The following is a 26,985-nucleotide window of genomic DNA, read 5'->3' on the forward strand; positions in this document are numbered from 1 at the left end:
AATTAGTGTTACGCATCGCATCGCATTTATTTTTTTAAAGTACATAGGTGGGAATTGCTAAATTTTCTTATGCAAAAAGAACTCTGAAAAAGACGGGTACCATGAACGCACACCTCTTGATCACACGACATCTCAAGCCCCGATTCTTTATTGTCTCACTCCTGCTGCTCCAGCTCTGTGCCGTCCCCTGCGCTCTGGCTGTCGACAACGACAAAGACACGAACGCAACGGAAAGACGCTCCAGAGTAACACTGCCCGAGGTTACCGTGGTGGCAAACCCGATTATCGACGGCAACAAACTGGACCGCTACGCCGCCACCACAACGGTGGTGAGCAAGGATCAGATTGAAGATCTCAATGCCGTGGATCTGCCCCAGGCCCTGGTGCGCGTACCCGGCGTAACCATCACGCGCTACAACCATGTGGGTTCCTTTGGCGGTGGCGAAGGCGGCGCGGTCTTCATTCGGGGCATGGGGTCCAGCAGGCCCGGCGCGGAAATAAAGACCTATGTGGACGACGTGCCCATGTACATGGGGCCGTGGAACCACCCGCTTATGGACCTCCTCCCCGTGAACGCGGCAGACGCCATTGAAGTGATCAAAGGACCGCAACCCCAACGTTACGGAAACACGCTTTCGGCAATCAATCTCGTGCCCAAACGCCAGCATGGCGACGACATGACCACCATCGCCAAATTTTCGGGCGGAAGCTACGGCACGTTCGGCCAGTCCCTGGAACTCGGCGACACGGTCGGAGCCTTCGACTACTACGTGGGCGAGGGCTACATCCGCTCCGATGGCGACCGCCAGAACTCGTCCGGCTCCAAGCTCGGTTATTTCACCAACATGGGCTACACCTTCAACGACAACTGGGATGCCCGCCTGGTGGCTCTGGGCGTGACCAACCGCTCCGAAGACCCTGGCCCGGATGTTCCCGGCGGCCAGTCCGAAGGCAGATACGGCACCAACGCCCAGCTGGTTTCCATGACCCTTTCCCACGACTACGAATACGTGGACGGCAGCCTGAAGTTTTTTGTGAATACCGGCGAAGGCAACTGGAAGGATCAGATCGGCAACGATGAAGACAACTTGAACGACTTCACCTTTTACGGCCTGCGCCTGAAGGAAACCGTGCATCCGTGGAAAGGGACGGACCTTACCATGGGGCTGGACCAGGACTGGATGCACAGCGAAGTACGCTACACGTACGACGACGGCAGCCCGGACAAGACCATCAAGCCCAGCGACTTTTCACTGACCATGCCCTACATCGGACTCAGCCAGCTTATCGGCGACAAGGACGGCTTTTACGCCATCCCGTCAGCAGGCGTACGCTTCTACTCGCACAACAAGTTCGATTCGGAAACCGCCCCTCACGGCGGCCTCATTCTGGGTTACAAAAACACGGAAGCCCACGTGGCCCTGTCCCGAGGCATAGTCTATCCCGGCCATGACGCCATTGTGCTGGGCTGGGCCGACTGGGAAGACCTGGAAGCTGAAACCACGGATCACATCGAAGTGGGCCTCTCCCACAACTTCGACGATCTGGTCAAAGCCGAGGCCATCTACTTTGAAAACCATGGCCGCAACCGCTACGTTTTCTCCTTCCCCGGACCGGTCTGGTACAACAGCGGCGAATACGACATCAACGGCTGGGAATTCACGGTCAACGTAACCCCTTCAGACGACTTCGCCGTCTTTGCCGGTCTTACCCTGCAGGACGTGTCCGAACCGACCGACCTGCCCTACGCACCGGAAACCACTCTCAGCTCCGGATTCACCTGGCGTTTCCTGAAAGACTTCACCCTGAACATGGACGGCCAGTACGTGGACAAGATGTACGTGCTCAAGCAGGTCCGCATGGCTACAGCCAAGAACACACAGCAGGTATCCTCCCACTTCCTGCTCGGCGGACGCCTCAGCTGGGCATTCGAGAATGAAACAATCGGTGGCGGCGAACTGTATGCGGCCGTGGAAAATCTGCTGGACGAAGATTACGAGTACCGCCCCGACTACCCCATGCCAGGCCGCAACTTCAGCGTCGGCATCAAGCTGACCTTCTAAAGGCGCTTACCCGCTTGAAAAACAACAAGCTTCTGCTTACGCCCCCCACCCCCTCCCCGGACAGGCTGTACAGCCTGCTCGGGGGGTGCGCGCGGGGTGCCAAAACCTTTCTGGCCATCCACACCGCCCTCAACAAGGGCGTCTTCACCCAACTCGCCACCCCGCTTTCCACGCAACAGCTGGCGGAGAAGCTGCATCTGGACCTCGGCGTCCTCCAGGCTCTGTGTGCTCTGCTGCACGAAGCCGGGATGCTGGCCCTGAATGAAAATGGTGCGTGGACAGTGCCCGACGATGTAAAAACCTTTTTCGTCGACAAGGGGCCGCTCAACCAGCGCTCCGTGGTGGACAACCTGTCCGAGACCCTGGCCCTGTGGGAAAAACTGGACGACATCCTCGAATCCGGCCCGGTAAATCCGTTCCGCACCGGACTGTTCGGCGGGGCCTTTCTTCCGGCCCTGGCTGCCGAAGCCCTCAGCGGTGAAGCCCAACGCAGTGCCGCGCTCCTGGCTGCCATTCCGGAGATGGCCCAAGCCCGCGATATGGTGGACCTGGGTGGCGGACACGGGCTGTACGCCCTGGCAGCATGCGCCCGGCTTCCTCATCTGAAGACGGAAATTCTGGACCGCGAATCTGCGGCAGAGGTCGCCCAGGCCAACATAGAGCACTTCGGGGACGGAAGAACCAGCTTTCGGGTGGCAGACATCTTCCACGACCCGTTGGGCAACAACCGTGATGCAGCCCTTCTTTTCTACAATCCCGGCGGCAAGAACGCCGCCCTGCTGGACCGCATCCATGGCTGCCTGAAACCGGGCGGCATCTTCGCCACAAAGCACGCCTTTTATTCCAGGGGCGAAGGCGGAAAAGATGCCCTCAACGATTTGGAATGGAACCTGACCGCCTTTCCCGGCGTAAGCAAAGGGCCGAACGTATACCGTTTTCTGGACGACATGGACTTTGAAGACTATATGGATTTGTTCGAAAAACGCTTTGAAATACTTGCCGACCACGGTCCCGAAGACTTTGCGGCTCCCGATCTGGGCAAATTCGGAGACCGTCTGGATTCGCGTCTGATCATCGCGCGCAAGCGTTGAAGCCTACCAACAGAAAGGAAATAGCCATGCGGCGTTGTATTCTCGCTTTTCTCCTCTTTGCGCTCCTGCTGCCCTGCACCGGCAATGCCTCGCAAACCACGCCCCGCATCCTGGCGGGAACCAGCATTGTCGCCGATATCCTGAGCGATCTGACCGGCCCCGAAGCCAAGGTGCAACAGCTCATCCCCGGTGGCGCCTGCCCCGGCCACTACGACCTGCGTCCCGGCGACCTCATTTTTCTGGAAAAGGCCGACCTGCTGGTACTGGAAGGCTACCAGCCCAACATGTCCAATATGACCAACCTGATCCAGGCCGCGGACAACCGCAAATTGCAGACGCTGGTCCTCCCCAAAATCTACAATTCCATGCTGCCTTCGGCCCAGATCACCTATACGGAACGTCTGGCCACGGAGCTTGCCAAGCTCTTTCCGGCCATGGCTTCGTCCGTGGACAAGGCCGCAGCCAAGCGCATCGATATGATCCGCACCAAGGCCTCCCGGGAAGCCGCCCGGCTGAGACCGGCCAAGGACGTTCCCACACTGTGCGCAGCCATGCAGAAGGGCTTTGCCTCCTGGGCCGGACTGAAGGTGGTGGGAACCTATGGACGCCCGGAAGACCTCTCCCCAAGTGCCTACGGCAAGTTGCTCACCTTGGGTAAGGACAACCACGTCCGCCTGGTGCTGGACAACCTGCAAAGCGGCCCCAATGCCGGAGCCGGAATTGCCGAATCCCTGCAGGCCGGGCACGCCGACCTGACCTCCTTTCCCGGGGCATTGCCGGGCCAGGACGGCTGGGCTGCCGCCTTTACCGCCAACACGCAAAAGCTGCTGGACGCTTTGGCAGAGGCAGGCAAGTGACCTCTTCCTCCGTCGTGGTCATGCGCAACGTGGCCGCGGCCTACGGGCGCCATGTGGCCATGCGTGATGTGAGCCTGCGTTTGGAGCGCGGCGAATTTCTGGGGGTTATCGGCCCCAACGGAGCGGGCAAGACGACCCTGCTCACAGTGCTCAACGGGCTGGGCCGCATGGTCGCGGGCAGTGCCGAAGTGCTGGGCCTTCCCGTCACCTCGTCCACGGCCCGCTCGCTGCGCCGCCGCATCGGCTACGTGGCCCAGCTGCAGGAATACGACCCGCTGCTGCCCATGACCGTACGCGAAAGCGTTGTTACGGGCTGCTACGGCCGGTTGGGTCTGCTGCGGCGGGTGCCCGGTTCGGCCTACGACCAGGCCGACGAGCTCATGGAACTGGTCGGCCTGTCCGGCCTGGAACAGCGCCCCCTGGGCCATCTTTCCGGCGGAGAACGCCAGCGGGCGGCCATTGCCAGGGCACTCATCCAGGAACCAGAAATGCTCCTGCTGGACGAACCAACCGCCTCACTCGACTGGCAGGCCCAACGCGGCATCCTGTCCCTTATCCGCGACGTGCACCGCCGCTTCGGACTGACCAGTCTGATGGTTACCCACGACCTCAACACCCTGCCGGAAATCTGCACACGCATCGCCTGCATGAAGGACGGGCGTGTGGTCGGCATAGGCACCCCCGAAGAAATTTCCGATCCCGACCTGCTGAGCAGGCTCTACGGCACGTCCATCCGCGTGCTGGAGCACGACGGCAGGACACATCTTTTGTACTAACAGGAGGCAGGAGGGCGTTTTGGATTTCACCATTCTTACCCATGGGTTCATGCTCAAGGCCTTTCTGGCCGGACTGCTGGGCGGAGCGTCCTGCGGCATCACCGGCGTGCTGGTGGTGACCATGCGCATCACCGCCATCGGCACCTGCATGGCCCACGCCGCCTTTGCCGGGGCCTTGCTCGGCATGCTTCTTGGGGTGGACTGGCTGCCCATAGCCTTTGCCTTCAGTTTCGCTGCCGCAAGCATCATCGGTCCTGTTTCCGACCGGGCAGACTTTGCCCCGGAAACCGTGGTCGGCATCGTCTTCACTGCCATGCTCGGTATGGCCTTTCTCTTCCTGGGCATGATGACCGGTTCCCGCACAGACGCCCTGAACCTTTTCTGGGGAAGCATCCTCACGGTCAAACAGGTCGATCTGGTGCTCATGGGCACGGTGTGCGCCCTCCTCGTTGGCGGGCTCGCACTCTTTTTCAAGGAAGTCCGGGCCGTGCTCTGCCATCGGGCCGTGGCTTTGGCTGTGGGTATTCCGGCCACTGCCATCTACTACGTCATGCTCCTGGCCGTGGGGCTTACGGTTACCGCTTCGTTGCGCAGTATCGGCGGCCTGCTCATCTACAGTCTCATCATCAACCCGGCGGCTGCGGCCTACCAACTCTCCTACGACCTCAAACGCATCTTTCTGCTCTCCGCCCTCATAGGTGTGGGCTCCTGCTGGGCCGGGCTCATGGCTTCCTATTGGTTGAATGTCCCGTCCGGTGCGGTTATCGTTCTCATATCAACCCTGATCTTTTGCCTCTGCACCCTCTTTTCTCCCAAGAAAAAGGCGCTCTCCCGCAAGGAACGGCTGGAAATAAGCTACTCGGCCCCGGTTGAAACCATAGAAACAGTCGAAATAATGGAAACAGGGGAAACCACTCCGGGCTCACAAAGGAAACGCGCATGATTGATCCCGCATACAAAGAAAAAGCCGCCTTTTTTGACGGCCAGGCCAATGCCTACTGGGCCGATTCGGACTACACGCCCGAAGAACACGAAAAAATCCGCAAACTCCTCTCCCTGCTGGAAGCCGGTCCCGGCAAACGCATTCTGGAACCCGGCTGCGGCACGGGAAGGCTGACCACTGTTTTGGGACAGAGCGTCGGCCCGGAAGGCGGTGTCACCGCCCTGGACATCAGCGCCCGTATGGTGGAAACCGCTCAGCGCCGCTGCGCCGGGCAACCCCACGTACAGGTGCTGGTAAGCGGTCTGGAATCCTGCTCCCTCCCCGAATCCACCTTCGATGCCGTGGCCTGCCATCAGGCTTTTCCCCACTTCAACGACCATGTGCTGGCCCTGGAATACATGTCCCGCTATCTGCGCCCGGCGGGCCGTCTGGTCATCTCCCATTTCATAGGAAGGGCCGCCATCAACGACGTCCACCGCAAGGGCGGAACCGCCGTGGAAAAAGACCTTTTACCGGACGCCGACGACATGCGCGCCCTGCTTGCCCAGGCAGGATTTATCGTGGAGCTGCTGGAAGACACCGACGATGCCTATTATCTGGCGGCCCGTCTGCGCGCCTAGTTGTGGGACTGCGGCCTGAAAACAGCTGTTTTCAGGTGTTCCCGCCCCGGTTCGAGAATCTCCGGTGGTTTAGAAATCCCCCGATTCATGAGCATACTTGGCGGGCAGTGGTCATCAAGTGACCTGCCGCGTGTACTGCACATATATAATGATACAAAGCGCACGGCCGCGCGTATTGCGGCCGTACGCCAGTTTTTTTCAGGAAAATCCCAAAAACACACCGGACAGGCCACAACCGCTCTGCCTCAAAAACAATATCTCCACATGAAAAGTAGTTTCATGGAGTCTGGTTGGGCTTTGGGAAGTATTTTTAGTTGCGAACGCAACACTATGCAAATTCCCATGAAGCCCTTGTAAAAAGGTCATTTCTTCCTAGAAAACGGGCAACAAAATTCGTTTGACCAATTATTTAAGCTTGACAAAATGTCGTTTCATTCTATTTCTTGAACGCGATGTTCATTTTTATAATGAAGCGTCAGGCTCGTTTCCCGGAACTCTGCCAGTCTGTTCGGCAACCTCACAGCCAATAGCACGCAGCCCCCGACATACGCACAATGGAAAGTGCAGCCCAAGGATGGCGCCCGAAATCCAAGTGATTTTCGGAAATCATCCCCAAGGGGAGATGAGCTGCAAGGAAAATGAAATATGGAAAAAACTTTGTCCCGCCGCGAAAAAGAACGCCTGAAACGACGCGAGTATATACTCGACGTCGCCTTGGAGTTGTTTTCCAGCAAGGGCTACCACAACGTCACGATGCACGAAATCGCCAAGAAATCCGAATTCGCCATCGGGACGCTGTACACGTTTTTCAAGAACAAGGAGGAACTTTACCGTTCCCTTCTTATTCACAAGTCAGATGCATTTCACACCCAGGTGGAAGAGGTATTGGACACTCCCGGAGACGAAGTTGAAAAACTGCGCAACTACGTTTTGACCCTACGGACAATTTTCCAAAAAAACGCCGACTGCATCCGGCTGTATTTTGCCGAAACCCGAGGTTCCTGCTTTAATCCTAAAGCCGGACTTGACGAGGAGATGAAGTCTCGTCATAGGAAAATCCTTCAGCGGCTTGCCGCAGTTTTTGAACAAGGAATAAAGAGCAAGAGATTCCGCCCCCTGGGGGAACCGACCTATCTGGCTCACTGTCTGGATAGCCTGTGCAATCTCCATCTTTTCCTGTGGCTCGAAAACCCGACAGACAACCCTTATCCGGAAGATCCGGATAAAATTCTAAACATTCTTTTTTACGGGCTTCTCGCCTCCTAAAAGCGCTAGACCCCGATTTTTTTACCAGACCTTTTACAATAAAACCGCGATGTGGAGTTTTTCTATGTACAGTAAACAACGCGCCTTCGCTCCCTTGTATCGTAGCGTCATCGCGCTGTCCCTTTTGGGGTGCTTTTTTCTGCTGGCTGGCTGCAAGGAAGAACAAAAGGCCGCAACGGCTGCCCCCAGCGCCATTAGCGTCCATACGTTTGAGGTTGTCCCTCGGAAAGTTGCGCTCACAACGGAACTCCCCGGCCGCACCGCCTCTTTCCGTCTGGCCGAAATTCGTCCGCAGGTCAGCGGGCTCATTCTCAAACGGCTGTTCACGCAGGGGTCCGACGTCAAGGCCGGTCAGGTTCTTTATCTGATAGACCCCGCGCCTTTTCAGGCTGCCCTGGACAATGCCAAGGCATCCCTTGCCAAGGCCAATGCCCAGCTGCCGTCAATCAAGGCCAAGGCAGACCGCATGACACGGCTTTATCAGAGCAAGGCCATCAGCGAGCAGGACCGCGACGACGCCGTGTCCGCCTTTGACGCCCTCAAGGCCGACATCGAATACTACAAGGCATCTGTGCAAAAAGCGCAGATCGACCTGCAGTACACCCGGGTCACCTCTCCCATTTCCGGGCGCATCGGCATATCCAACGTCACCGAAGGTGCCATCGTCACCTCGTACCAGACCCAGCCGATGGCAACCATTCAGCAGTTCGACCCCATCTATGTGGACGTAACCCAGTCCACCTCCGACCTGTTGAGCCTGCGCGAGTCCGTCCAGAACAATTCGCCCGAGAAAAAGAAGGCCCAGACCAAGATCAAGCTGATCCTGGAAAACGGACGCGAGTATCCGCATGAGGGCACCTTGGAATTCCGCGACGTAACTGTGGAACAGACCACTGGTTCGGTTACGCTGCGTGCGGTATTCCCCAACCCCGACGGCACGCTTTTGCCCGGCATGTTCATCACCGCCGTGGTTCCCGAAGGCACCAGGGAAAACGCCATTCTGGTTCCCCAGCAGGCCGTACAGCGCGACAGCAAGGGCAATCCCTATGTAATGCTGCCCGATGCCCAGAACAAGGTCGCTATCCGGCCGCTGAAGCTGGACCGCGCCATCGACGACATGTGGCTTGTGAACAGTGGGCTCAAGGCTGGAGACAAGGTCATCATCGACGGGCTGATGAAGATTCGCCCCGGCATGACGGTCGACCCGATACCGGCCAATAACGCGGACAAAGCCCCGGCGAACGGCACCGCCCAATAGAACAGCCTAAAGCATCGATAGAGGCCTACAATGTTATCGAAATTCTTTCTTGATCGCCCGGTTTTCGCCTGGGTTATAGCCATCATCATCATGACGGCGGGCCTTTTGGCGATCTATAACCTGCCCATATCCCAGTATCCGCCTATCGCTCCGCCGTCGATTTCCATCGAGGCCTTCTACGCCGGAGCCTCCGCGGAAACCGTGGAAAACACGGTTACCCAGGTCATTGAACAGAAAATGACGGGTCTGGACAGCATGATGTATCTGTCTGCTTCCAGTTCGTCCTCGGGCGCATCGCGCATCGAGCTGACCTTTGAACCGGGCACCGACCCGGACGTGGCCTGGTCCAAAGTACAGAACAAACTCCAGCTGGCCACGGCCAGCCTGCCCGATGTGGTGCAGCGCCAGGGCGTAAAAGTCAGCAAGTCCACGGCAAACTATCTGCTCATCGTCGGCCTTGTTTCCGAAGACGGCAGCATGAGTGCGGAAGACTTGCGCGACTATTCCCAGTCCAACCTGGAAAAGATCCTTTCCCGTGTGCCCGGCGTGGGCGAAGTTGAAAACTTCGGCACCCAGTACGCCATGCGCATATGGGTCAACCCGGACAAGCTGACCAACTACCACCTGACCATCGCCGACGTGACTTCGGCCCTGTCCAACTACAACGTGGAAATCTCGGCCGGCCAGTTCGGCGGTGCGCCTGCGGTCCCGGGCCAGCGGCTCAACGCCTCCATCATCGTCCAGCACCTTCTGGAAACGCCGGAACAGTTCGCCAACATTCCCATCCGCACCAACCAGGACGGATCGATCATCCGCATCAAGGATATCGGCCGCACGGAAATGGGAACCGAACGCTACGACGCGATTGCCACATTCAACGGTCTGCCCTCGGCAGCCATGGCCATCCGGCAGGCCGCCGGTGCCAACGCCCTGGATACGGCAGATGCCGTCAAGGCCAAGCTGAACGAGATGAGCAAGTACTTCCCCCCAGGGATGAAGATTGTCTACCCGTACGATACGACCCTGTTCACCAAGGTCGCCATCGACGAGGTGGTACACACCCTGTTCGAAGCCATTTTCCTGGTCTTCGTCATCATGTACCTGTTCATGGGCACGTTCCGGGCAACGATCATCCCGACCATCGCCGTACCGGTCGTTCTTTTGGGAACCTTCGGCATACTTGAACTCTTCGGGTTTTCCATCAACATGCTCACCATGTTCGCCATGGTCCTCGCCATCGGCCTGTTGGTGGACGATGCCATTGTTGTTGTGGAAAACGTGGAACGAATAATGAGCGAGGAGGGACTCAGCCCACGGGAAGCCACGGCCAAATCCATGGACGAAATCACCAGTGCCCTTGTCGGCATCGGCCTGGTCCTTTCCGCGGTGTTCGGCCCCATGGCCTTTTTCCCGGGGTCCACGGGTGTCATTTACCGACAGTTCTCCATCACGGTCATCTCCTCCATGTTGCTTTCCGTGGTGGTCGCATTGGTCCTCACCCCGGTGCTTTGCGCCTCGTTTCTGAAGCCCGTTCCCAAGGGGCACGAACCTGCGGACAACGCGGTTTTCTTCCTGCGTCCCTTCTTCAGATGGTTCGATAAATCCTTTTTCTGGATCAGGGACCGCTACACCGCCATGGTGGGCCATGTCCTCCGGAAAAAGATTCGCTACGTGGTGATCTTCCTGGTCATCGTCGGAGCCACCGGCTACCTGTTCCAGCGCATGCCCACAGCCTACCTGCCTGACGAAGACCAGGGGATTCTTATCACCCTGATCAACCTCCCGTCCGGCTCCACCCTGGAGCAGACGGAAACAGTCATGCAGCAGGTCGCCAAGTACTTTGAAGTTCAGGAAAAAGACAACGTAACCTCTTTCCTTGGGATTACCGGCCACAGCTTTTCCGGCGAAGGCCAGAACGTGGGCTTCGGTTTCATCAAGCTCAAGGATTGGAGCGAACGCACCCGGCCCGATCAGGCCTTGGGCCCCATCCTTGGCCGGGCCATGCGCTATGTCTCGCAAATAAAGGCCGGGCGTGTACTTGTTGTCGCGCCTCCGGCAGTTATCGAACTCGGCAATGCCAAGGGCTTCGACTTCCAGCTGCAGAACCTGGGCACGGCCACGCACGGCGAGCTCATGGCCGCACGTAACCAGATGTTGGGCATGGCCTTCCAAGACCCGCGCCTCCAGCTCGTACGGCCCAACGGTATGGAAGACGTGGCCGAATACTATGTTACCGTGGATTGGGAAAAGGCGGGCGCCATGGGCCTCCCCATTGCCTCCATCCACAACACCATTGCTGCCGCGTTCGGCGGTACCTACGTCAACGACTTCATCCAGAACGGACGGGTCAAACAAGTGTACGTCCAGGCCGACGCCCCTTACCGTATGCTGCCCAAGGATCTGGACAAGCTCTACGCCCGCAACAACGAAGGCAAAATGGTTCCGTTCTCCTCGTTTGCAAGCGGCCATTGGCAGACCGGTTCGCCAAGGCTGGAACGCTTCAACGCCTTCCCTTCCATCAACATCCAGGGTGAACCAGCACCGGGTTACAGCTCGGGTGACGCCATGGATGCCATGGAAGAACTGGCGGCCAAGCTGCCCAAGGACTTCGGCTTCTCCTGGACCGGCCTGTCCTACCAGGAAAGTATGGCAAGCTCCCAGGCAGCTCCGCTGTTCGCCTTCTCGGTATTCGTCATCTTCCTGTGCCTCGCGGCCCTGTACGAGAGCTGGCCGATTCCCATCGCCATTCTCATGTGCCTGCCGCTCGGTGCCATCGGCGGCATCCTGGCAACCAGCATGCGCGGCATGACCAACGACGTCTACTTCCAGATCGGCCTGCTGACCACTCTGGGCCTGACGACCAAGAACGCCATTCTGATCGTCCAGTTCGCCAGGGCAAAGGTTGACGAAGGTATGGGGCTGATCCAGGCAACCCTGGAAGCGTCCAAGCTCCGGCTGCGGCCCATCGTCATGACCTCGCTGGCATTCGGCTTCGGCATCCTGCCGCTGTATTACTCCAGCGGTGCCGGTTCCGGAGCGCAACGGGCCATCGGCACCGGCGTCATGGGCGGTATGGTTACATCCACCCTGCTGGTCATCTTCTTTGCACCGCTCTTTTACGTCCTTATCTACAGGGCATTGGGCAAGCATAGAAAGAGAGCCCAGTCCGAATAAAACAAACCAAAAGCCCACGCTGTTCGCAGCGTGGGCTTTTTTTCATTTTCCCGACCAATCAGTCGAACCGATCGAGTCCCCCGGCATACGACACCGTGGCCTAAGAGTGGACAGACGCACCACTTTGCAGGCCGCAAGGTATTCGTGGCCGCTCGTCCTCACAAAGGATTTGGCCGGGCAGTCGGCAGTCCCATAGGGCTCCCTCACCCCATGCACATCAGCACTTGATGCACCCCCGCCCGGTTTCCTTTGCCTTGTATAATTTTTGATCGGCCCGCTGCAGCAAAGATTTCACCCCCTCTCCCCTCTCATATTCCGCAACGCCAATGGAAAGTTCCGCGTACAGAGCAGAGGTGTCGAAGGTGCAGGGAGTCTTGGCGAGATGGCTGACGAATTTACGGATGGCCTTCAAACCATCTTCCAATCCCGCCTGCGGAAAAAGAAGAAGAAATTCATCGCCGCCCAGTCTGAAAATAAAATCACTTTTCCGTGCGAAAGCCACAAAGGCCGAGGCAACATGCTGCAGCAATTGGTCCCCAACCAGATGCCCATGGTCGTCGTTGATTTTCTTGAAAAAATCGAGGTCAACCATGGCGACTGTCAACTTCTGTCCATACCGTTGGGCTTGCTCAATCTGAAACTCCAAGATCTGCATGCAGGCTCTTCGGTTGCCAACCCCTGTCAATTCATCGGTCATGGAAAGTTCAAGGAGCCGTTTGTTCAGATTGACAATTTCCAGTTGCCTGGCCCTGAGTTGACGCTGCTGGAAAAAAATATAGATCGACACGATCAGGGCCAAAAGGAAAATGGCTATGCGGAAAAAATTGTAATACGGGTACGAGTGCGGAGTACGCTTGAGTTTTAGAATCCACTCTCCATTGGGAACAATGATCGGCATGCTTACGGTACTCGCAGACTCGGCCGCATCCCAACCGCTGGAGACAAAAAACGTGGGCGGAGCTGCAGCATCAGGGTCGCTGCCTTCTATTTTTACAAGCACTCCTTGTCGCTCAATATCCTGGAGCCAATCGGAAAGAATATCATCCACCAGAAGGATGGCTATTGAAAATCCCCAAAATTCTTCTCCCTGCTCTGTACTCTTGAAGATCGGCTGCCGCGCAATAACGGCGTATTTTCCATTCTGTATAAGCTTGAGAGGCCCCACAAAAGTAAGTTTTTTGCTCTGTATGGCTTTTATTGCCCCGTCATTCCGTCTTTTATCCTTCAGCAAATCGTGCCCCATGGCAGCCTCATTCCCTTTAAGAGGATAAATATACGACACAATACCTTTTGGAGCGAGTTGAACCGTGCATCTGGACGCTGCAAGTTGCCGTCCCCATCCGTCGAAATCAGTAATATTGTATCCTGTTGTTTTCAAAAGGACATGCAACGTCTCTGTGACAAAAATACAGGAAGCAATATCCTTTTGAATATCCTGTGCTATCAGTGCACCCGTATCCAAAAGACCAGCACGGACAATTGCTTCCCGATGCTCAGTTTCGCGCAGAATGAACAATTCTACCAACACAACACTTGTCGACATCAACAGTATGCAAAGAGTGGCAACTCCTGCAGTGAAAAACCTGTTCCCCACCATAAACAAGCCCCCAAAGAAAACAGCAAGAAAAGGACTCAGACGTTTTACAACGTGACAGACACCATATGGAATTCTGCGCCCCTCGTACCCCAGAATGAAAAAGTAACGCCATTAATACAATGATAATAATTACAATGCGGTATGTTGCCTCCCTCCGCTCGGCTCGAAAGATTTCCTTTCGATGTCCGGAACAAAATCCACGTCAGGAAAAAAAGCAAGCTCCAAGGGAGTATCAGTGCAGACCTCGAATGGAGCTATTTCAAGAAATCATATCCACTACCTCGGATAAAATCCAATCTGAACCTCGCAAAAGCAAATAGAAAAGATTATACTATTCCAAAAATAAACTATACTATTGCAGAATTCTTCGTAATTGCCCGCATTGCAGCTTTGCGCTATTGTCCAGCGCGACGACAACCTTATAATACGAAAGTCATGCCATGATGCTTGCGCACCGGGGCATGATATCGTACACAGGCCGCTCCCGGCACTTTGAACACCCTACCCCACAAGTCTATGCCTAAAAGAACAGATATAAAAAAGATCATGGTCATCGGGTCCGGCCCCATCGTCATAGGGCAGGCCTGCGAATTCGACTACTCCGGCACCCAGGCCATCAAGGCTCTGCGTGAGGAAGGGTACGAGGTCGTGCTCATCAACTCCAACCCGGCCACCATCATGACCGATCCGGAGTTGGCGGACCGCACCTATGTGGAACCGATCACACCCGAATTTGTCGAACGCATCATCGAAAAAGAAAAACCAGACGCCCTGCTGCCCACCCTGGGTGGACAGACAGGCCTGAACACGGCTCTTGCCGTGGCCGAATCCGGTTTTCTCGAAAAGCACGGCGTGGAGCTCATCGGCGCCAGCCAGGAAGCCATCCGCAAGGCGGAAAGCCGCGAAGAGTTCGGACAGGCCATGGAACGCATCGGCCTGCGCGTCCCCAAAAGCGGCATTGCCCACACCATGGAAGACGTCCGGCGTCTGGGGCAGGAAGAACTGACCTTCCCCATCATCATCCGCCCGGCCTTCACTCTGGGTGGCATGGGCGGTGGCGTGGCCTACAACATGGAAGACCTGGAAGAGATCGCCCGCCGCGGCCTGGATGCCAGCATGAAGACGGAAATCATGCTGGAGGAATCCGTTCTGGGCTGGAAGGAATACGAACTTGAGGTCATGCGCGACAAGGCCGGCAACTGCGTCATCATCTGTTCCATCGAGAACGTCGATGCAATGGGCGTGCACACGGGCGACTCCGTCACCGTGGCTCCGGCCCAGACCCTGACCGACCGGGAATACCAGGTCATGCGCAACGCGGCCATTGCAATCATGAACGAAATCGGCGTGGATACCGGCGGTTCCAACGTTCAGTTTGCTGTAAACCCGGCCAACGGGGACATGATCATCATCGAGATGAACCCCCGCGTGTCCCGTTCCAGCGCCCTGGCCTCCAAGGCTACGGGCTTTCCCATTGCCAAGATCGCGGCCAAGCTGGCCGTGGGCTACACGCTGGACGAAATTCCCAACGACATCACACGCGAAACCATGGCGTCGTTCGAACCCACCATCGACTACTGCGTGGTCAAGATTCCCCGGTTCACCTTTGAAAAATTTCCCGGTGCCGAGGACATGCTGACCACTGCCATGAAGAGCGTGGGCGAAACCATGGCCATTGGCCGCACCTTCAAGGAAGCCCTGCAAAAGGGGCTGCGCGGACTGGAAGTGGGCGTGCCCGGACTGGGCAAGTACTTCGAAGACCCGGACTGCGACGAAGAAGGCATGCTGTCCGAACTGCGCACCCCGAACTCGCACCGCCTGTTCGCCATCCGCCGTGCCCTGCTTTGCGGGCTGAGCCTGGAAACCCTGTACGAGACCACGCACATCGATCCCTGGTTCCTGCGCCAGATCGAAGAGATCGTCCGCTTTGAACAAAAGCTCCGCGAGTTCGGCCTTGAGGAAAGCATCTCCAAGGACAACCCCGCCCTGCCCGCAGTTCTGCGCCAGGCCAAGGAGTTGGGATTTTCCGACCAACAGCTCAGCACCCTGTGGAAGCGGCCGGAATCCGAAATCCGCCGTCTGCGCAAAGTACTCGAAATTCACCCCACCTATTATCTGGTGGACACCTGTGCCGCGGAATTCGAGGCCCACACCCCGTACTATTACTCCACGTATGAGACGGGCAATGAAATGACCGCCTCGGAGAACAAGAAGGTCATGATCCTTGGCGGCGGTCCCAACCGCATCGGCCAGGGCATAGAGTTCGACTACTGCTGCTGCCACTGCTCCTTTGCCCTGCGCGAAATGGGCGTGGAATCCATCATGGTCAACTCCAACCCGGAAACCGTGAGTACGGACTACGACACCTCGGACAAGCTTTTTTTCGAACCGCTCACCTTCGAGGACGTGCTCAACATCATTGATGTTGAAAAACCCGACGGCGTGGTCGTGCAGTTCGGCGGCCAGACGCCGCTGAACCTGGCTGTGGCCCTGCTGCGCGCCGGGGTGCCCATTTTGGGGACATCGCCCGATTCCATTGACCGCGCAGAAGACCGCGAACGTTTCCAGGCCCTTCTGAACAAGCTCGGCCTCAAGCAGCCGGACAACGGCATTGCCAAATCTGTTGACGAGGCACTGGCCATAGCCAACAACATCACCTATCCCGTGGTGGTTCGGCCCTCCTACGTGCTGGGCGGACGCGCCATGGAAATAGTGTACGACGACAACGAGCTGCAGAACTACTTCCGCCAGGCCGTGATCGTTTCTCCGGAACATCCCATCCTCATCGACAAGTTCCTGGAAAACGCCGTGGAAGTGGACGTGGACGCCCTTTCCGACGGCACCGACACCTACGTGGCCGGAATCATGGAACACATCGAGGAAGCGGGAATCCACTCGGGAGACTCTGCCTGCGTTATTCCGCCGCACACCATCAGCCACGCCCTGTGCGAAGAAATCGAACGCCAGACCATTGCCCTGGCCGCAGAGCTCAACGTCGTCGGCCTGATGAACATCCAGTTCGCCATCAAGGACAAGCAGGTATATATTCTGGAGGTCAACCCCAGAGCTTCGCGTACCGCCCCCTTCGTGTCCAAGGCCACGTCCGTTCCCCTTGCCAAGCTGGCCACATACGTCATGCTGGGCAAGGGAGTGAAGGAACTCGATCCCTGGTCCATGCGCAAAAGCGGATACGTGGCCGTCAAGGAATCGGTCTTCCCGTTCAACAGGTTCCCGGGCGTGGATACCCTGCTCGGACCCGAAATGCGCTCCACCGGCGAAGTCATGGGTGTGGACACCCGCTTCGGTCTGGCCTTTATGAAGGCACAGCACGCGGCAGGGCAGAAACTTCCGCTGGAAGGCACGGTGTTCATCTCGGTCAACGACTCGGACAAAAAGGACATCCTGCCCACGGCCATGCTCTTTGAAGAGCTTGGATTCACCATCATGGCCACGCGCGGAACAGCGGAATTCCTTTCCGAACACGGTATCAATACGGAAACCGTGCTCAAGGTGTATGAGGGTCGTCCCAACATCAACGACCACATCAAGAACCGCCGTGTAAATCTGATGATCAACACGGCCAGCGGCAAGCGGACCATGCACGACTCCAAGGAGTTGCGGCAGACGACACTGCTCTACAACGTGCCCTACACAACAACGGTGTCCGGGGCTTGGGCCATGGTCCAGGCAATCCGGGAACTGAAGAAAACCGGAATGAGTGTAAAGAGTCTGCAAGACCATTACAACGCCGCGCGCTAGAATGACGTATCCGCCCGGGAGCAAGTGCGCTCCTGGGCGTTCTTCATTCATACGCCGGGAGACATGAAAACCATGAGCAAAAAAGAATATTGCGGTCTGTTCGCCGTATATAACCATGAGGACGCAGCACGGCTGGCCTATTTCGGCCTGTACGCCATGCAGCACCGGGGACAGGAGTCCGCAGGCATCGTAACCTGGGACGGAACCGGCATACGCGAACAGAAAGGCATGGGCCTGGTGCCCGAGGTCTTCAACGAACGGCATCTGGGCAAGGAGCTCAAGGGCCGCATCGCCATGGGCCACGTACGCTACTCCACCACCGGCGCCTCGCTCATCCGCAACGCCCAGCCCTTTCTGGTGCGCATCGGCGGCAAGCAACTTGCCATCGGCCACAACGGCAACCTGGTGAACACCCTGGAACTCCGCCAGGAGCTGGAAGCCTCAGGCTCCATTTTCCAGACAACCATGGACTCGGAAATCTTCGTCCACCTGCTGGCCCACTACCTGCCCGAGTGCTCTCTTGAGGAAGCCATCCAAAAAGCCTGCCTCAAGGTCAAGGGCGCCTACTCCCTGCTCATCCTGGCGGGCAACAAGCTCGTTGCCCTGCGCGACCCGCACGGTTTCCGCCCGCTCTCGCTGGGACGAACGGGCAATTCCTATGTGCTGGCCTCGGAAACATGTGCCTTCGACCTGATGGAAGCCGAATACATCCGCGACATTGCTCCGGGTGAAATGCTCGTCATCGAAGATAAAAACGTCAACTCCTACACCGTGGGCACTCCTTCCCCCTGCCGCCAGTGTGTGTTCGAGCAGGTCTACTTTGCCCGCCCCGACTCCATTGTCTTCGGCGATGTGGTCTACGAATCCCGCAAACGCATGGGCCAGATTCTCGCCAGGGAATCGCATGTGGATGCGGACTTCGTGATGCCCTTCCCCGATTCCGGAAACTTCGCCTGCCTCGGCTATGCCCAGGAATCCGGACTGCCCATGGAGCTGGCCATGATCCGCAACCACTACGTGGGCCGGACATTCATCCAGCCCTCGCAGACCATGCGCGACTTTTCCACCCGGGTGAAGATCAACCCGGTGCGCAGCATGATCAAAGGCAAGCGCATCGTCATTGTGGACGACTCCATTGTGCGCGGCACCACCGTACGTACCCGGGTCAAGAAACTTCGCGAACTCGGCGCCAGGGAAGTCCACTTCCGCGTAAGCTGCCCGCCGGTCCGCTTCCCCTGTTTCTACGGCATCGACTTCTCCTCCAAGGGCGAACTGATTGCTTCCAACAACACCGAGGAAGAAATCGCAAAGTTCGTGGGGCTGGACTCCCTGCACTACCTGACCGTTGAAGGGCTGCTCGAGGCAGTGGGCAACGGCGACTCGTACTGTAAGGCGTGCTTTACCGGCGAGTACCCCATTCCCATCCCGGAAGCGGCTCGCAAATCGTGCCTGGAAGACGAACTGGCCCTTTCCTGGTAAAATATCCATCCGTCCGTAGGGACGGTATTCTTAGCGGGGGTGCGGACGAGAGTGTCCGCACCTGCCGCGAAAAAGGCCCCCCGGCCTCCGGGCGGCCCTTTCAGCCTTTGGCACAGGACGACACATGACCAAGACAACTCCAACGCAAGGACAGACACCGTCCGCAACCTCGTGGATAGAACGCGGGCGGCAGGTCCTGAATATTGAAATAGAAGAGCTGCAGCGGGTACGCGACAGCCTGGACGACTCGTTCCCTCTGGCTGTGGAAACCCTTGCCGCCTGCACCGGACGTGTAATCGTGTCGGGCATTGGCAAGTCCGGCCTGGTCGGACGCAAAATCGCCGCCACCCTGTCCAGCACAGGCACACCGGCCTATTTTCTCCATCCGGTGGAAGGCGCACACGGTGACCTGGGCATGATCCGTCAGGGCGACGTGGTCCTGGCACTGTCCAACTCCGGCGAAACCGACGAGCTCAACGCCATTCTGCCCAGCCTGCGTTCACTCGGGGCCTGCATTATCAGCATCACCGGCAATACCGCGTCCACCATGGCGAAACTCAGCGACATCACCGTCACTGCCCACGTCCAACGCGAAGCCTGCCCCCACAATCTGGCCCCAACCGCCAGTACCACGGCCGCACTTGCCGTGGGCGACGCTCTGGCTGTCTGCCTTATAGAGAAAAAGCAGTTCACCGAATCCGACTTCAAGCTCTGCCACCCTGGCGGAGCACTTGGTCAACGCCTGTCCCAAGAAGTCGGCGGGCTCATGCACACGGACAACCTGCCCGTTATTGCCTCGGATACTTCCCTGCGCGAAAGCCTTGCCGCAATGAATGCGGGCGGCCTTGGATTTCTGGCGGTCACTGCCGCCAACGGCGCTCTCTCCGGCATCCTCACCGATGGCGACGTCCGGCGTCTTCTCAGTTCGGGAACGCCCGATCTGGATGCACAGGTCCAAACCTGCATGCGTACGGTCTTTCTGACCGCATCCCCCTCACACAGGGCCGCTCAGGTACTCGACACCATGGAAGAGAAGCAGGTAACCGTCCTGCCCATAGTGGAAGACGGACGGCTGGTGGGCATGATCCACCTGCACGACCTGCTGGGCAAAGGCAAGTTCAAGTTCTCCGCATAAATGCCTGAAGACTGCCCTGTCACAGATTGATTACAAAGTTCAATCTGGCAGGCTGGTCAAAAAGGTACGAGAGCCCAAAAAACTCACCGTTGTAAAAAAGACTCAAGACCAACGCGTATTTTCAGATACGAGGGGTTGAGTCTTTTGAAACAACGACGCTATCGTGCCTTTGTCAGCAGCCTAAAGCTGTCCTGTCAGATTGTTTGCCGGTTCAAGGACAAACAGCTGACAACGGTACAGCAAGCAAAGCAGAAAACACACAAGGCCGACGCATATCCAGAATACGCGTCGGCCTTGTGTGTTTCAAAGCAACGAAGCTGACCTAATTTTATTCGCTGGCTTGAGGAAAGGACATACGCCCCGTTCAGAAGCGAAATTTGTGAACGGATGAACTGGGCATCCCCTGTTCCTCACGCAAAACAAGGTCTGAAAAAACTCTTCCGGTCTGCGCTGCTGTTGGCGTCTGCAAAGGTGGAACGAGCTACGGGGTTACGCCCGGATGGTATAGCTTTCCGGCGTTCACGGTCAGATTACGGAGACCATTGCGCATGGAATGGCGTACAACTAGATGGTTGATAAGAGCTACTTATAACCATAAACTATGACACAATCATCCACCCAACCTATTGGAGAATAGTTAAAAATGTATTTTGAAATGCGAACCTACACAATACACCCCGGCATGCTTCCAACCTACATGAAACTCTTTGAGGATGTAGGACTCCCCATTATTCAAAAATATGCAGAGCTCGTCGGGTATTGGTATACAGATATCGGTGAGTTAAACCAAGTCGTCCATCTGTGGCGGTATGAAAGTATGGATCAAAGATCTGTTAGCCGTAAAAAACTTTATGAGGATTGCGACTGGCAAAACAAATTTCTACCCAACGCGCTGCAGATGTTGGAAAAGCAGGAAAATAAAATAATGCTCGCGGCACACTTCTCACCAATAAAATAGTTAAGCGCGTTACCTACACTTTGATAAACAAATGCAATCCTACGAAAAGTTTCAGTTGTGTTCATAAAAAAGGGGTTACATCGTATTTGATGTAACCTCTTTTTTTAAGCCGTTCCCAGGAAGGAACTGGAACGCCGCAAGGCACCTAAATTCTGCATTAGGCCATCCCGCTTCCCACTGAGGGAAAAAGCAAAGAGGTTGTGGGCGGCTGGCGCGTCATGGTGTCCCTTCGCATAGCCGCCAAGCTCAGATTCAGCATGTTTTACGGAAAAAGTGGGGAAACCCGGTATTCCATTAAGGCAGCGTAAGTTTTGATTCTACCAAGGCGCTGAAGAACATTAGATCAGAGCAATTTTCTTTTCTTTCCAAGATGGAAGTCGGATGCCCTGCAAGGCGCGGCGTGACGGGATGGCGAAGGATAGTAGTTAGTCGGGCCTGAAATATCTCTAGTGGATTGATTTTTATTAACAATTCTCCTTGTACAATGTAGTATTTTCGACCAGAGAACGTTGTGAATTCGTATAAAACCGGTCGAAATGATGCAGCGAATGGCGGGAGAATCATGAGGGCAAAACCCAAAAAACAGCCGCAGGGTACGTTCCTTTACCCAGACCTTCTGGACCAGCTCAATCCGAAGGCTCCGCTCCTTCAATTGGCGAGGAGAATTCCCTGGGGGCGATTCGAGGAGGAGTTCGCCGGACTCTACAGCGACCAAGGTCGGCCAGCCAAGCCGACCCGGCTAATGGTCGGGCTGATGCTGCTCAAGCAGTTGGAGAATCTGAGCGACGAACGGGTCGTGGAGGCATGGACGCAAAATCCCTACTACCAGGCGTTTTGCGGTATGACCGAGTTCCAGTGGAAGCTGCCTTGCGATCCCACGGATTTGATCTATTTCCGCAAGCGCATTGGCGAGGACGGGGCACGACTGATTTTCGAGGTCTCCGTGGAACTGCACGGTGATGACGCCAAAGAACGAGAGATCACGGTGGATACCACGGTCCAGGAAAAGAACGTAACCTTTCCTACCGACCTGAAGCTTTTGACCAAAGTCATCGAGGGCTGCCGTAAGATCGCGGACAGCGAAGGCGTCGGTCTACGCCGCAGCTTCAAGCGCACGCTCCCCAAGCTTCGGCTGAAACGGATGAAGATGGCCAAAAAGGCGAGGAAGATGCGGACAATGGCTGGTGCCTTGATCCGTGAACTCCGGCGCAAATTGCCGGGCGAAGCCCTGGGCCGCCACCAGGAGCGACTTGACCTGTACGAGCGGGTCAAGGACCAGAAACGAAGCGACAAGAATAAGGTCTACAGCCTACACGAACCCGATATTCTCTGCATCTCCAAGGGTAAAGCGCACAAGCAGTACGAGTTCGGGCGCAAGGCGTCCATCGCGGTCACAAAAACTACGGGTATCATCGTCGGCGCGATGTCGTTCAACGAGAACGTCTACGACGGCCATACGTTGCCGGATGTCCTCGAACAGTGTTGGGAGGTCACCGGGGTCTGTCCGTCCATGGCGATCTGCGACCGAGGCTACAGGGGCCTGAATCAGGTCGGTGACACGCAAATCCTCATCCCAAAGCCTCCGAAGAAGAAGGACACACCGTACCAGCGCCTTATGGCGCGGCTCCGCTTCCGCCGTCGGGCGGCTATCGAGCCGGTGATCGGCCATCTCAAACACGATCACCGCATGGCCCGGAGCTATCTCAAGGGCGCGGTCGGCGACGCCATTAACTTGTTTATGGCCGCAGCGGCGTTCAACTTCAGGAAGTGGATGCGGAAAATCGGAGAGTTTTTTGCGCTCTTGGCGTTTCTGCTCCTCGGCAAAGACTCAAGCCGACGGCTGGCGGAAAATGTGGCGTAGAAGCTGAAACGGGTTTTTCAGGCCTGACTAGTTAGATCTACAACCCTCCGCAGCGCGCTATGACGTAGCAGCGTGTGGAAGACGGAAAACCAATGCGCTTTCACGCATTGTAAAAAGGGACTGGCAGCCGAACAGAGAAAGTCATGGTGTCCCTTTGGCCGTCTGCTCAATCAAGATTATTGTTTTTTACGGAAACAGTGGGGAAACCCGGTCAACGCGCCCGGTTTCCCCGTTTGTTTCCGAACCTTCTCCTCCCTTTCCGGCACGAAGGAGCCGCAGGTATCTAAAAGGAAGTCTTGGTCGCCCCTTTGAACCAAGGCAGGTGAGGTAACGGCATTGCGCCGTAGAGCATGAGCTGCATTGCAGATTGCCCGCCGCAGGTACGCCACGAAGCGTGGCGAATGACAATGGCGTTGTTTCTGATTGATGTTCAGCCTCTTGCTGACATCGAAAAAAGGGGATCATGCGATATGAAAAATGGGGCAGGAAGCCTTTAAGGGCCTATCAAAGAAAAAGACGACTCGGAGCATCCCCTCTCTTCTTCCCGCGGCAGCGTAAGTTTTGTTCCTGCCGAGGCGCAACTTGCTGTTTGGGGGCGTGGATAGGAGTTGGCCTCCAGCCCGCTCCCAAACAGTGAGTTGCAACGAAGGCAGGGGCAAAAATCGCACTGCCGCCCAACCAAAGGCAGCACGTTACACCGCAACGCCGCAGGGCGCCGAAATCCCGCCTTGGGCCATAAAAAAAGGTCCATATCTTTCGATATGGACCTTTTGAAAAGGAGCCCTGGCAGCGACCTACTTTCCCAGCGACTACTCGCAAGTATCATCGGCGAAGAAGAGCTTAACTTCCGAGTTCGGAAAGGGATCGGGTGTGGCCTCTTCTCTATGGCCGCCAGAGCAAATATATTGCTCATGGCACAGAGTTGAAGAGATGTGCTCCTGGCGTGGCGCGAAGGGAAATGCGCGGAGGCGTATTCTTACATACGCCGCACAAGCTATTTTCCTGCGGCAACGAAGCCAGTGTGCAGCTATTTCAACTCTGAGAGCGAAATATAGAAAATAGGGACGAAGTTGTGTTTAAATCTGAAAAAAGACTCACGAACTATTAGTACCGGTCAGCTGAACGTATCGCTACGCTTACACATCCGGCCTATCAACCAGGTGGTCTACCTGGGTTCTTTAGGATCTAATGATCAGGGAGAACTAATCTTGAGGCTGGCTTCCCGCTTAGATGCTTTCAGCGGTTATCCGTTCCGAACGTAGCTACCCTGCAGTGCCGCTGGCGCGACAACAGGAACACCAGAGGTTCGTCCACCCCGGTCCTCTCGTACTAGGGACAGACCCTCTCAATTCTCCTACGCCCACAGAGGATAGGGACCAAACTGTCTCACGACGTTTTAAACCCAGCTCGCGTACCACTTTAAACGGCGAACAGCCGTACCCTTGGGACCTGCTCCAGCCCCAGGATGTGATGAGCCGACATCGAGGTGCCAAACCGCGCCGTCGATATGAACTCTTGGGCGCGATCAGCCTGTTATCCCCGGCGTACCTTTTATCCTATGAGCGATGGCCCTTCCATTCGGGACCACCGGATCACTAAGACCGACTTTCGTCCCTGCTCGGCATGTCTGCCTCACAGTCAAGCTCCCTTATGCCTTTGCACTCAACGGTTGGTTTCCAATCAACCTGAGGGAACCTTTGCAAGCCTCCGTTACTCTTTGGGAGGCGACCGCCCCAGTCAAACTACCCACCAGACGCTGTCCCTTCACTGGATAACAGTAGAAGGTTAGGGCCTTAGACTAGCAAGGGTGGTATTTCAAGGGTGGCTCCACGAACACTGGCGTGCCCGATTCACAGCCTCCCACCTATCCTACACATGCTAGCCCAAAACACAACGTCAAGTTGTAGTAAAGGTGCACAGGGTCTTTCCGTCCTTCTGCGGGAACACGGCATTTTCACCGCGAATTCAATTTCACCGAGTCTCTGGCTGAGACAGTGGGGAGATCGTTACGCCATTCGTGCAGGTCGGAACTTACCCGACAAGGAATTTCGCTACCTTAGGACCGTTATAGTTACGGCCGCCGTTTACCGGGGCTTCGGTTTAGAGCTTCGCTTGCGCTGACTCCACCCCTTAACCTTCCGGCACCGGGCAGGCGTCAGTCCCTATACTTCGTCTTGCGACTTAGCAGAGACCTATGTTTTTAGTAAACAGTCGCCACCCCCATTTCTCTGCGGCTCTTCGATGCTTAGCGAGTAAACACATCACATCAAAGAGCACCCCTTATCGCGAACTTACGGGGTCATTTTGCCGAGTTCCTTAGCCAGAGTTTCCTCGAACGCCTTGGGTTACTCACCCCGCCCACCTGAGTCGGTTTGCGGTACGGTCCATGTGAACTAAACTTAGAGGCTTTTCTTGGCGGCAGAGGCTCAACCACTTCAGAGCAAAAGCTCACGGCATCGTGTCTCGGCCTTGAATCTCCGGATTTGCCTGAAGATTCAGCCTACACACTTGCACCGGGATATCCAACACCCGGATGGCCTACCTTTCCGCGTCCCCCCATCGCACATTCACACGGGTACGGGAATATTAACCCGTTTCCCATCAGCTACGCTTTTCAGCCTCGCCTTAGGGGCCGACTAACCCTGGGCAGATTAACTTTACCCAGGAAACCTTGGGCTTACGGCGTGGGAGTTTCTCACTCCCATTATCGTTACTCATGTCAGCATAATCACTTCTCTACACTCCAGCGTGGCTTACGCCTTCACCTTCATCGCAGTAGAGAACGCTCCCCTACCGATCGTCTAAAAGACGATCCCGCAGCTTCGGTGGTATACTTAGCTCCGTTACATTTTCGGCGCAGGACCACTAGACCAGTGAGCTATTACGCTTTCTTTAAAGGATGGCTGCTTCTAAGCCAACCTCCTGGCTGTCTAAGTAGTCCCACCACCTTTCCCACTGAGCATACACTTGGGAACCTTAGCTGGCGGTCTGGGCTGTTTCCCTTTCGACTACGGACCTTCGCACCCGCAGTCTGACTCCCGGACAACAATTAACCGGCATTCGGAGTTTGATAGGGTTTGGTAACCTGGTGGGGCCCCTAGCCCTGTCAGTGCTCTACCTCCGGTAATCTAATCCGAGGCTATACCTCAATATATTTCGGGGAGAACCAGCTATCACCGGGTTTGATTGGCCTTTCACCCCTATCCACAAGTCATCCGAGTCATTTTCAACTGACAACGGTTCGGCCCTCCACTTGACTTTACTCAAGCTTCAGCCTGCTCATGGATAGATCACCCGGCTTCGGGTCTACTCCGCACAACTAACGCCCTATTCAGACTCGCTTTCGCTTCGGCTACACTTAACGCTTAACCTGGCTGTACAGAGTAACTCGCTGACTCATTATGCAAAAGGCACGCGGTCACGGAACAAGTCCGCTCCCACTGCTTGTAGGCAACTGGTTTCAGGTTCTATTTCACTCCCCTAACAGGGGTTCTTTTCACCTTTCCCTCACGGTACTGGTTCACTATCGGTCACCAAGGAGTATTTAGCCTTGGAGGATGGTCCCCCCAGATTCAAACGGGGTTTCACGTGCCCCGCCCTACTCGGGTGCTGCCTGCGTCGTTTTCGCCTTCACATACGGGGCTTTCACCCTCTATGGCCAAGCTTCCCAGCTTGTTTTGCTAGCTATTCGAATCGCGTATGGCAGTCCCACAACCCCGCATGCACGGATGCATACGGTTTGGGCTAATCCCGGTTCGCTCGCCGCTACTACGGGAATCTCTTTTGATTTCTCTTCCTCCGGGTACTGAGATGTTTCACTTCCCCGGGTTAGCTTTCCAAGGCCTATGAATTCAGCCAAGGAATAACCGGACATAACTCCGGCTGGGTTTCCCCATTCAGAAATCCACGGATCAAAGGATGTTTGGCTCCTAACCGTGGCTTATCGCAGCCTACTACGTCTTTCATCGCCTCTTGGTGCCAAGGCATCCACCAGTTGCCCTTACTATCTTTTTTCAGACACAACTTCGTCGCCTATTCTACTATCAATGATCATTACCGACACGTGGCCAGTAAGTTCACCACCACTTGGTGGAGGTGAACGGAATCGAACCGATGACCCCCTGCGTGCAAAGCAGGTGCTCTCCCAG

General features: G+C 56.2%; 14 protein-coding genes, 2 rRNA genes and 1 pseudogene. 14 read left to right on the plus strand and 3 right to left on the minus strand.

Features of this window, described 5'->3' with window-relative positions; genetic code table 11:
- The first annotated feature begins 101 nt into the window (after positions 1-101).
- From ACI0FJ_RS10300 to ACI0FJ_RS10340, 9 genes are all read left to right on the plus strand, one after another.
- Positions 102-2,063: a TonB-dependent receptor gene (locus tag ACI0FJ_RS10300; protein WP_424302771.1), complete on the plus strand. Its 1,962-nt coding sequence runs from the start codon at positions 102-104 to the stop codon at positions 2,061-2,063.
- Between the two features lie 14 nt (positions 2,064-2,077).
- Positions 2,078-3,154, plus strand: coding sequence for a methyltransferase (locus ACI0FJ_RS10305; protein WP_424302774.1), 1,077 nt, complete (start codon positions 2,078-2,080; stop codon positions 3,152-3,154).
- 26 nt (positions 3,155-3,180) lie between these two features.
- Positions 3,181-4,011, plus strand: coding sequence for a metal ABC transporter substrate-binding protein (locus tag ACI0FJ_RS10310; RefSeq protein ID WP_424302777.1), 831 nt, complete (start codon positions 3,181-3,183; stop codon positions 4,009-4,011).
- Positions 4,008-4,787 carry a metal ABC transporter ATP-binding protein gene (locus ACI0FJ_RS10315; protein WP_424302780.1) on the plus strand — a complete coding sequence of 260 codons (780 nt, stop codon included), beginning with the start codon at positions 4,008-4,010 and terminating at the stop codon, positions 4,785-4,787. The genes ACI0FJ_RS10310 and ACI0FJ_RS10315 overlap by 4 nt, the downstream gene beginning before the upstream one ends.
- 19 nt (positions 4,788-4,806) lie before the next feature.
- Positions 4,807-5,730, plus strand: a complete 924-nt coding sequence (locus tag ACI0FJ_RS10320; RefSeq protein ID WP_424302783.1) for a metal ABC transporter permease — start codon at positions 4,807-4,809, stop codon at positions 5,728-5,730.
- Positions 5,727-6,350, plus strand: a complete 624-nt coding sequence (locus ACI0FJ_RS10325; RefSeq protein WP_424302786.1) for a class I SAM-dependent methyltransferase — start codon at positions 5,727-5,729, stop codon at positions 6,348-6,350. Before ACI0FJ_RS10320 ends, ACI0FJ_RS10325 begins: the two co-directional genes overlap by 4 nt.
- A gap of 645 nt (positions 6,351-6,995) precedes the next feature.
- Positions 6,996-7,616: a TetR/AcrR family transcriptional regulator gene (locus ACI0FJ_RS10330; protein ID WP_424302789.1), complete on the plus strand. Its 621-nt coding sequence runs from the start codon at positions 6,996-6,998 to the stop codon at positions 7,614-7,616.
- Positions 7,617-7,680: 64 nt separating this feature from the next.
- A complete protein-coding gene (locus ACI0FJ_RS10335) occupies positions 7,681-8,874 on the plus strand; it encodes an efflux RND transporter periplasmic adaptor subunit (protein ID WP_424302791.1) in 1,194 nt (397 codons plus the stop codon).
- Positions 8,875-8,904: 30 nt separating this feature from the next.
- Entirely contained in the window at positions 8,905-12,048 is a 3,144-nt protein-coding gene (locus tag ACI0FJ_RS10340; protein WP_424302794.1) for an efflux RND transporter permease subunit, read from the plus strand.
- Between the two features lie 217 nt (positions 12,049-12,265).
- On the opposite strand, the gene ACI0FJ_RS10345 is transcribed toward ACI0FJ_RS10340, so the two are convergent.
- A complete protein-coding gene (locus tag ACI0FJ_RS10345; protein ID WP_424306542.1) occupies positions 12,266-13,645 on the minus strand; it encodes a sensor domain-containing diguanylate cyclase in 1,380 nt (459 codons plus the stop codon).
- A 516-nt stretch (positions 13,646-14,161) separates the two neighbouring features.
- Between ACI0FJ_RS10345 and carB the strand changes: the two genes are divergently transcribed.
- The 5 genes and pseudogenes from carB to ACI0FJ_RS10370 all read left to right on the plus strand — a co-directional run.
- Positions 14,162-17,404, plus strand: a complete 3,243-nt coding sequence (gene carB, locus ACI0FJ_RS10350) for a carbamoyl-phosphate synthase large subunit (protein WP_424302797.1) — start codon at positions 14,162-14,164, stop codon at positions 17,402-17,404.
- 72 nt (positions 17,405-17,476) lie between these two features.
- On the plus strand, positions 17,477-18,883 hold the full coding sequence (gene purF / locus ACI0FJ_RS10355; protein ID WP_424302799.1) for an amidophosphoribosyltransferase: 1,407 nt from the start codon (positions 17,477-17,479) through the stop codon (positions 18,881-18,883).
- A gap of 124 nt (positions 18,884-19,007) precedes the next feature.
- Positions 19,008-20,018, plus strand: a complete 1,011-nt coding sequence (locus ACI0FJ_RS10360; RefSeq protein WP_424302802.1) for a KpsF/GutQ family sugar-phosphate isomerase — start codon at positions 19,008-19,010, stop codon at positions 20,016-20,018.
- Positions 20,019-20,661: 643 nt separating this feature from the next.
- Positions 20,662-20,976 (plus strand): NIPSNAP family protein, encoded by a 315-nt coding sequence (locus tag ACI0FJ_RS10365; protein ID WP_424302805.1) that lies wholly within the window; start codon positions 20,662-20,664, stop codon positions 20,974-20,976.
- Between the two features lie 562 nt (positions 20,977-21,538).
- Positions 21,539-22,753, plus strand: a pseudogene (locus tag ACI0FJ_RS10370) (IS5 family transposase); the annotation flags it as partial.
- An 865-nt stretch (positions 22,754-23,618) separates the two neighbouring features.
- On the opposite strand, the gene rrf reads toward ACI0FJ_RS10370, so the two are convergent.
- Together rrf and ACI0FJ_RS10380 are read right to left on the minus strand one after the other, a co-directional pair.
- Positions 23,619-23,733, minus strand: a 5S ribosomal RNA gene (gene rrf, locus ACI0FJ_RS10375).
- Between the two features lie 187 nt (positions 23,734-23,920).
- Positions 23,921-26,851: ribosomal RNA gene (locus ACI0FJ_RS10380) — 23S ribosomal RNA — on the minus strand.
- Positions 26,852-26,985 lie beyond the last annotated feature (134 nt).

Source organism: Desulfovibrio sp. 7SRBS1 (assembly GCF_049723905.1).
GTDB lineage: Bacteria > Desulfobacterota > Desulfovibrionia > Desulfovibrionales > Desulfovibrionaceae.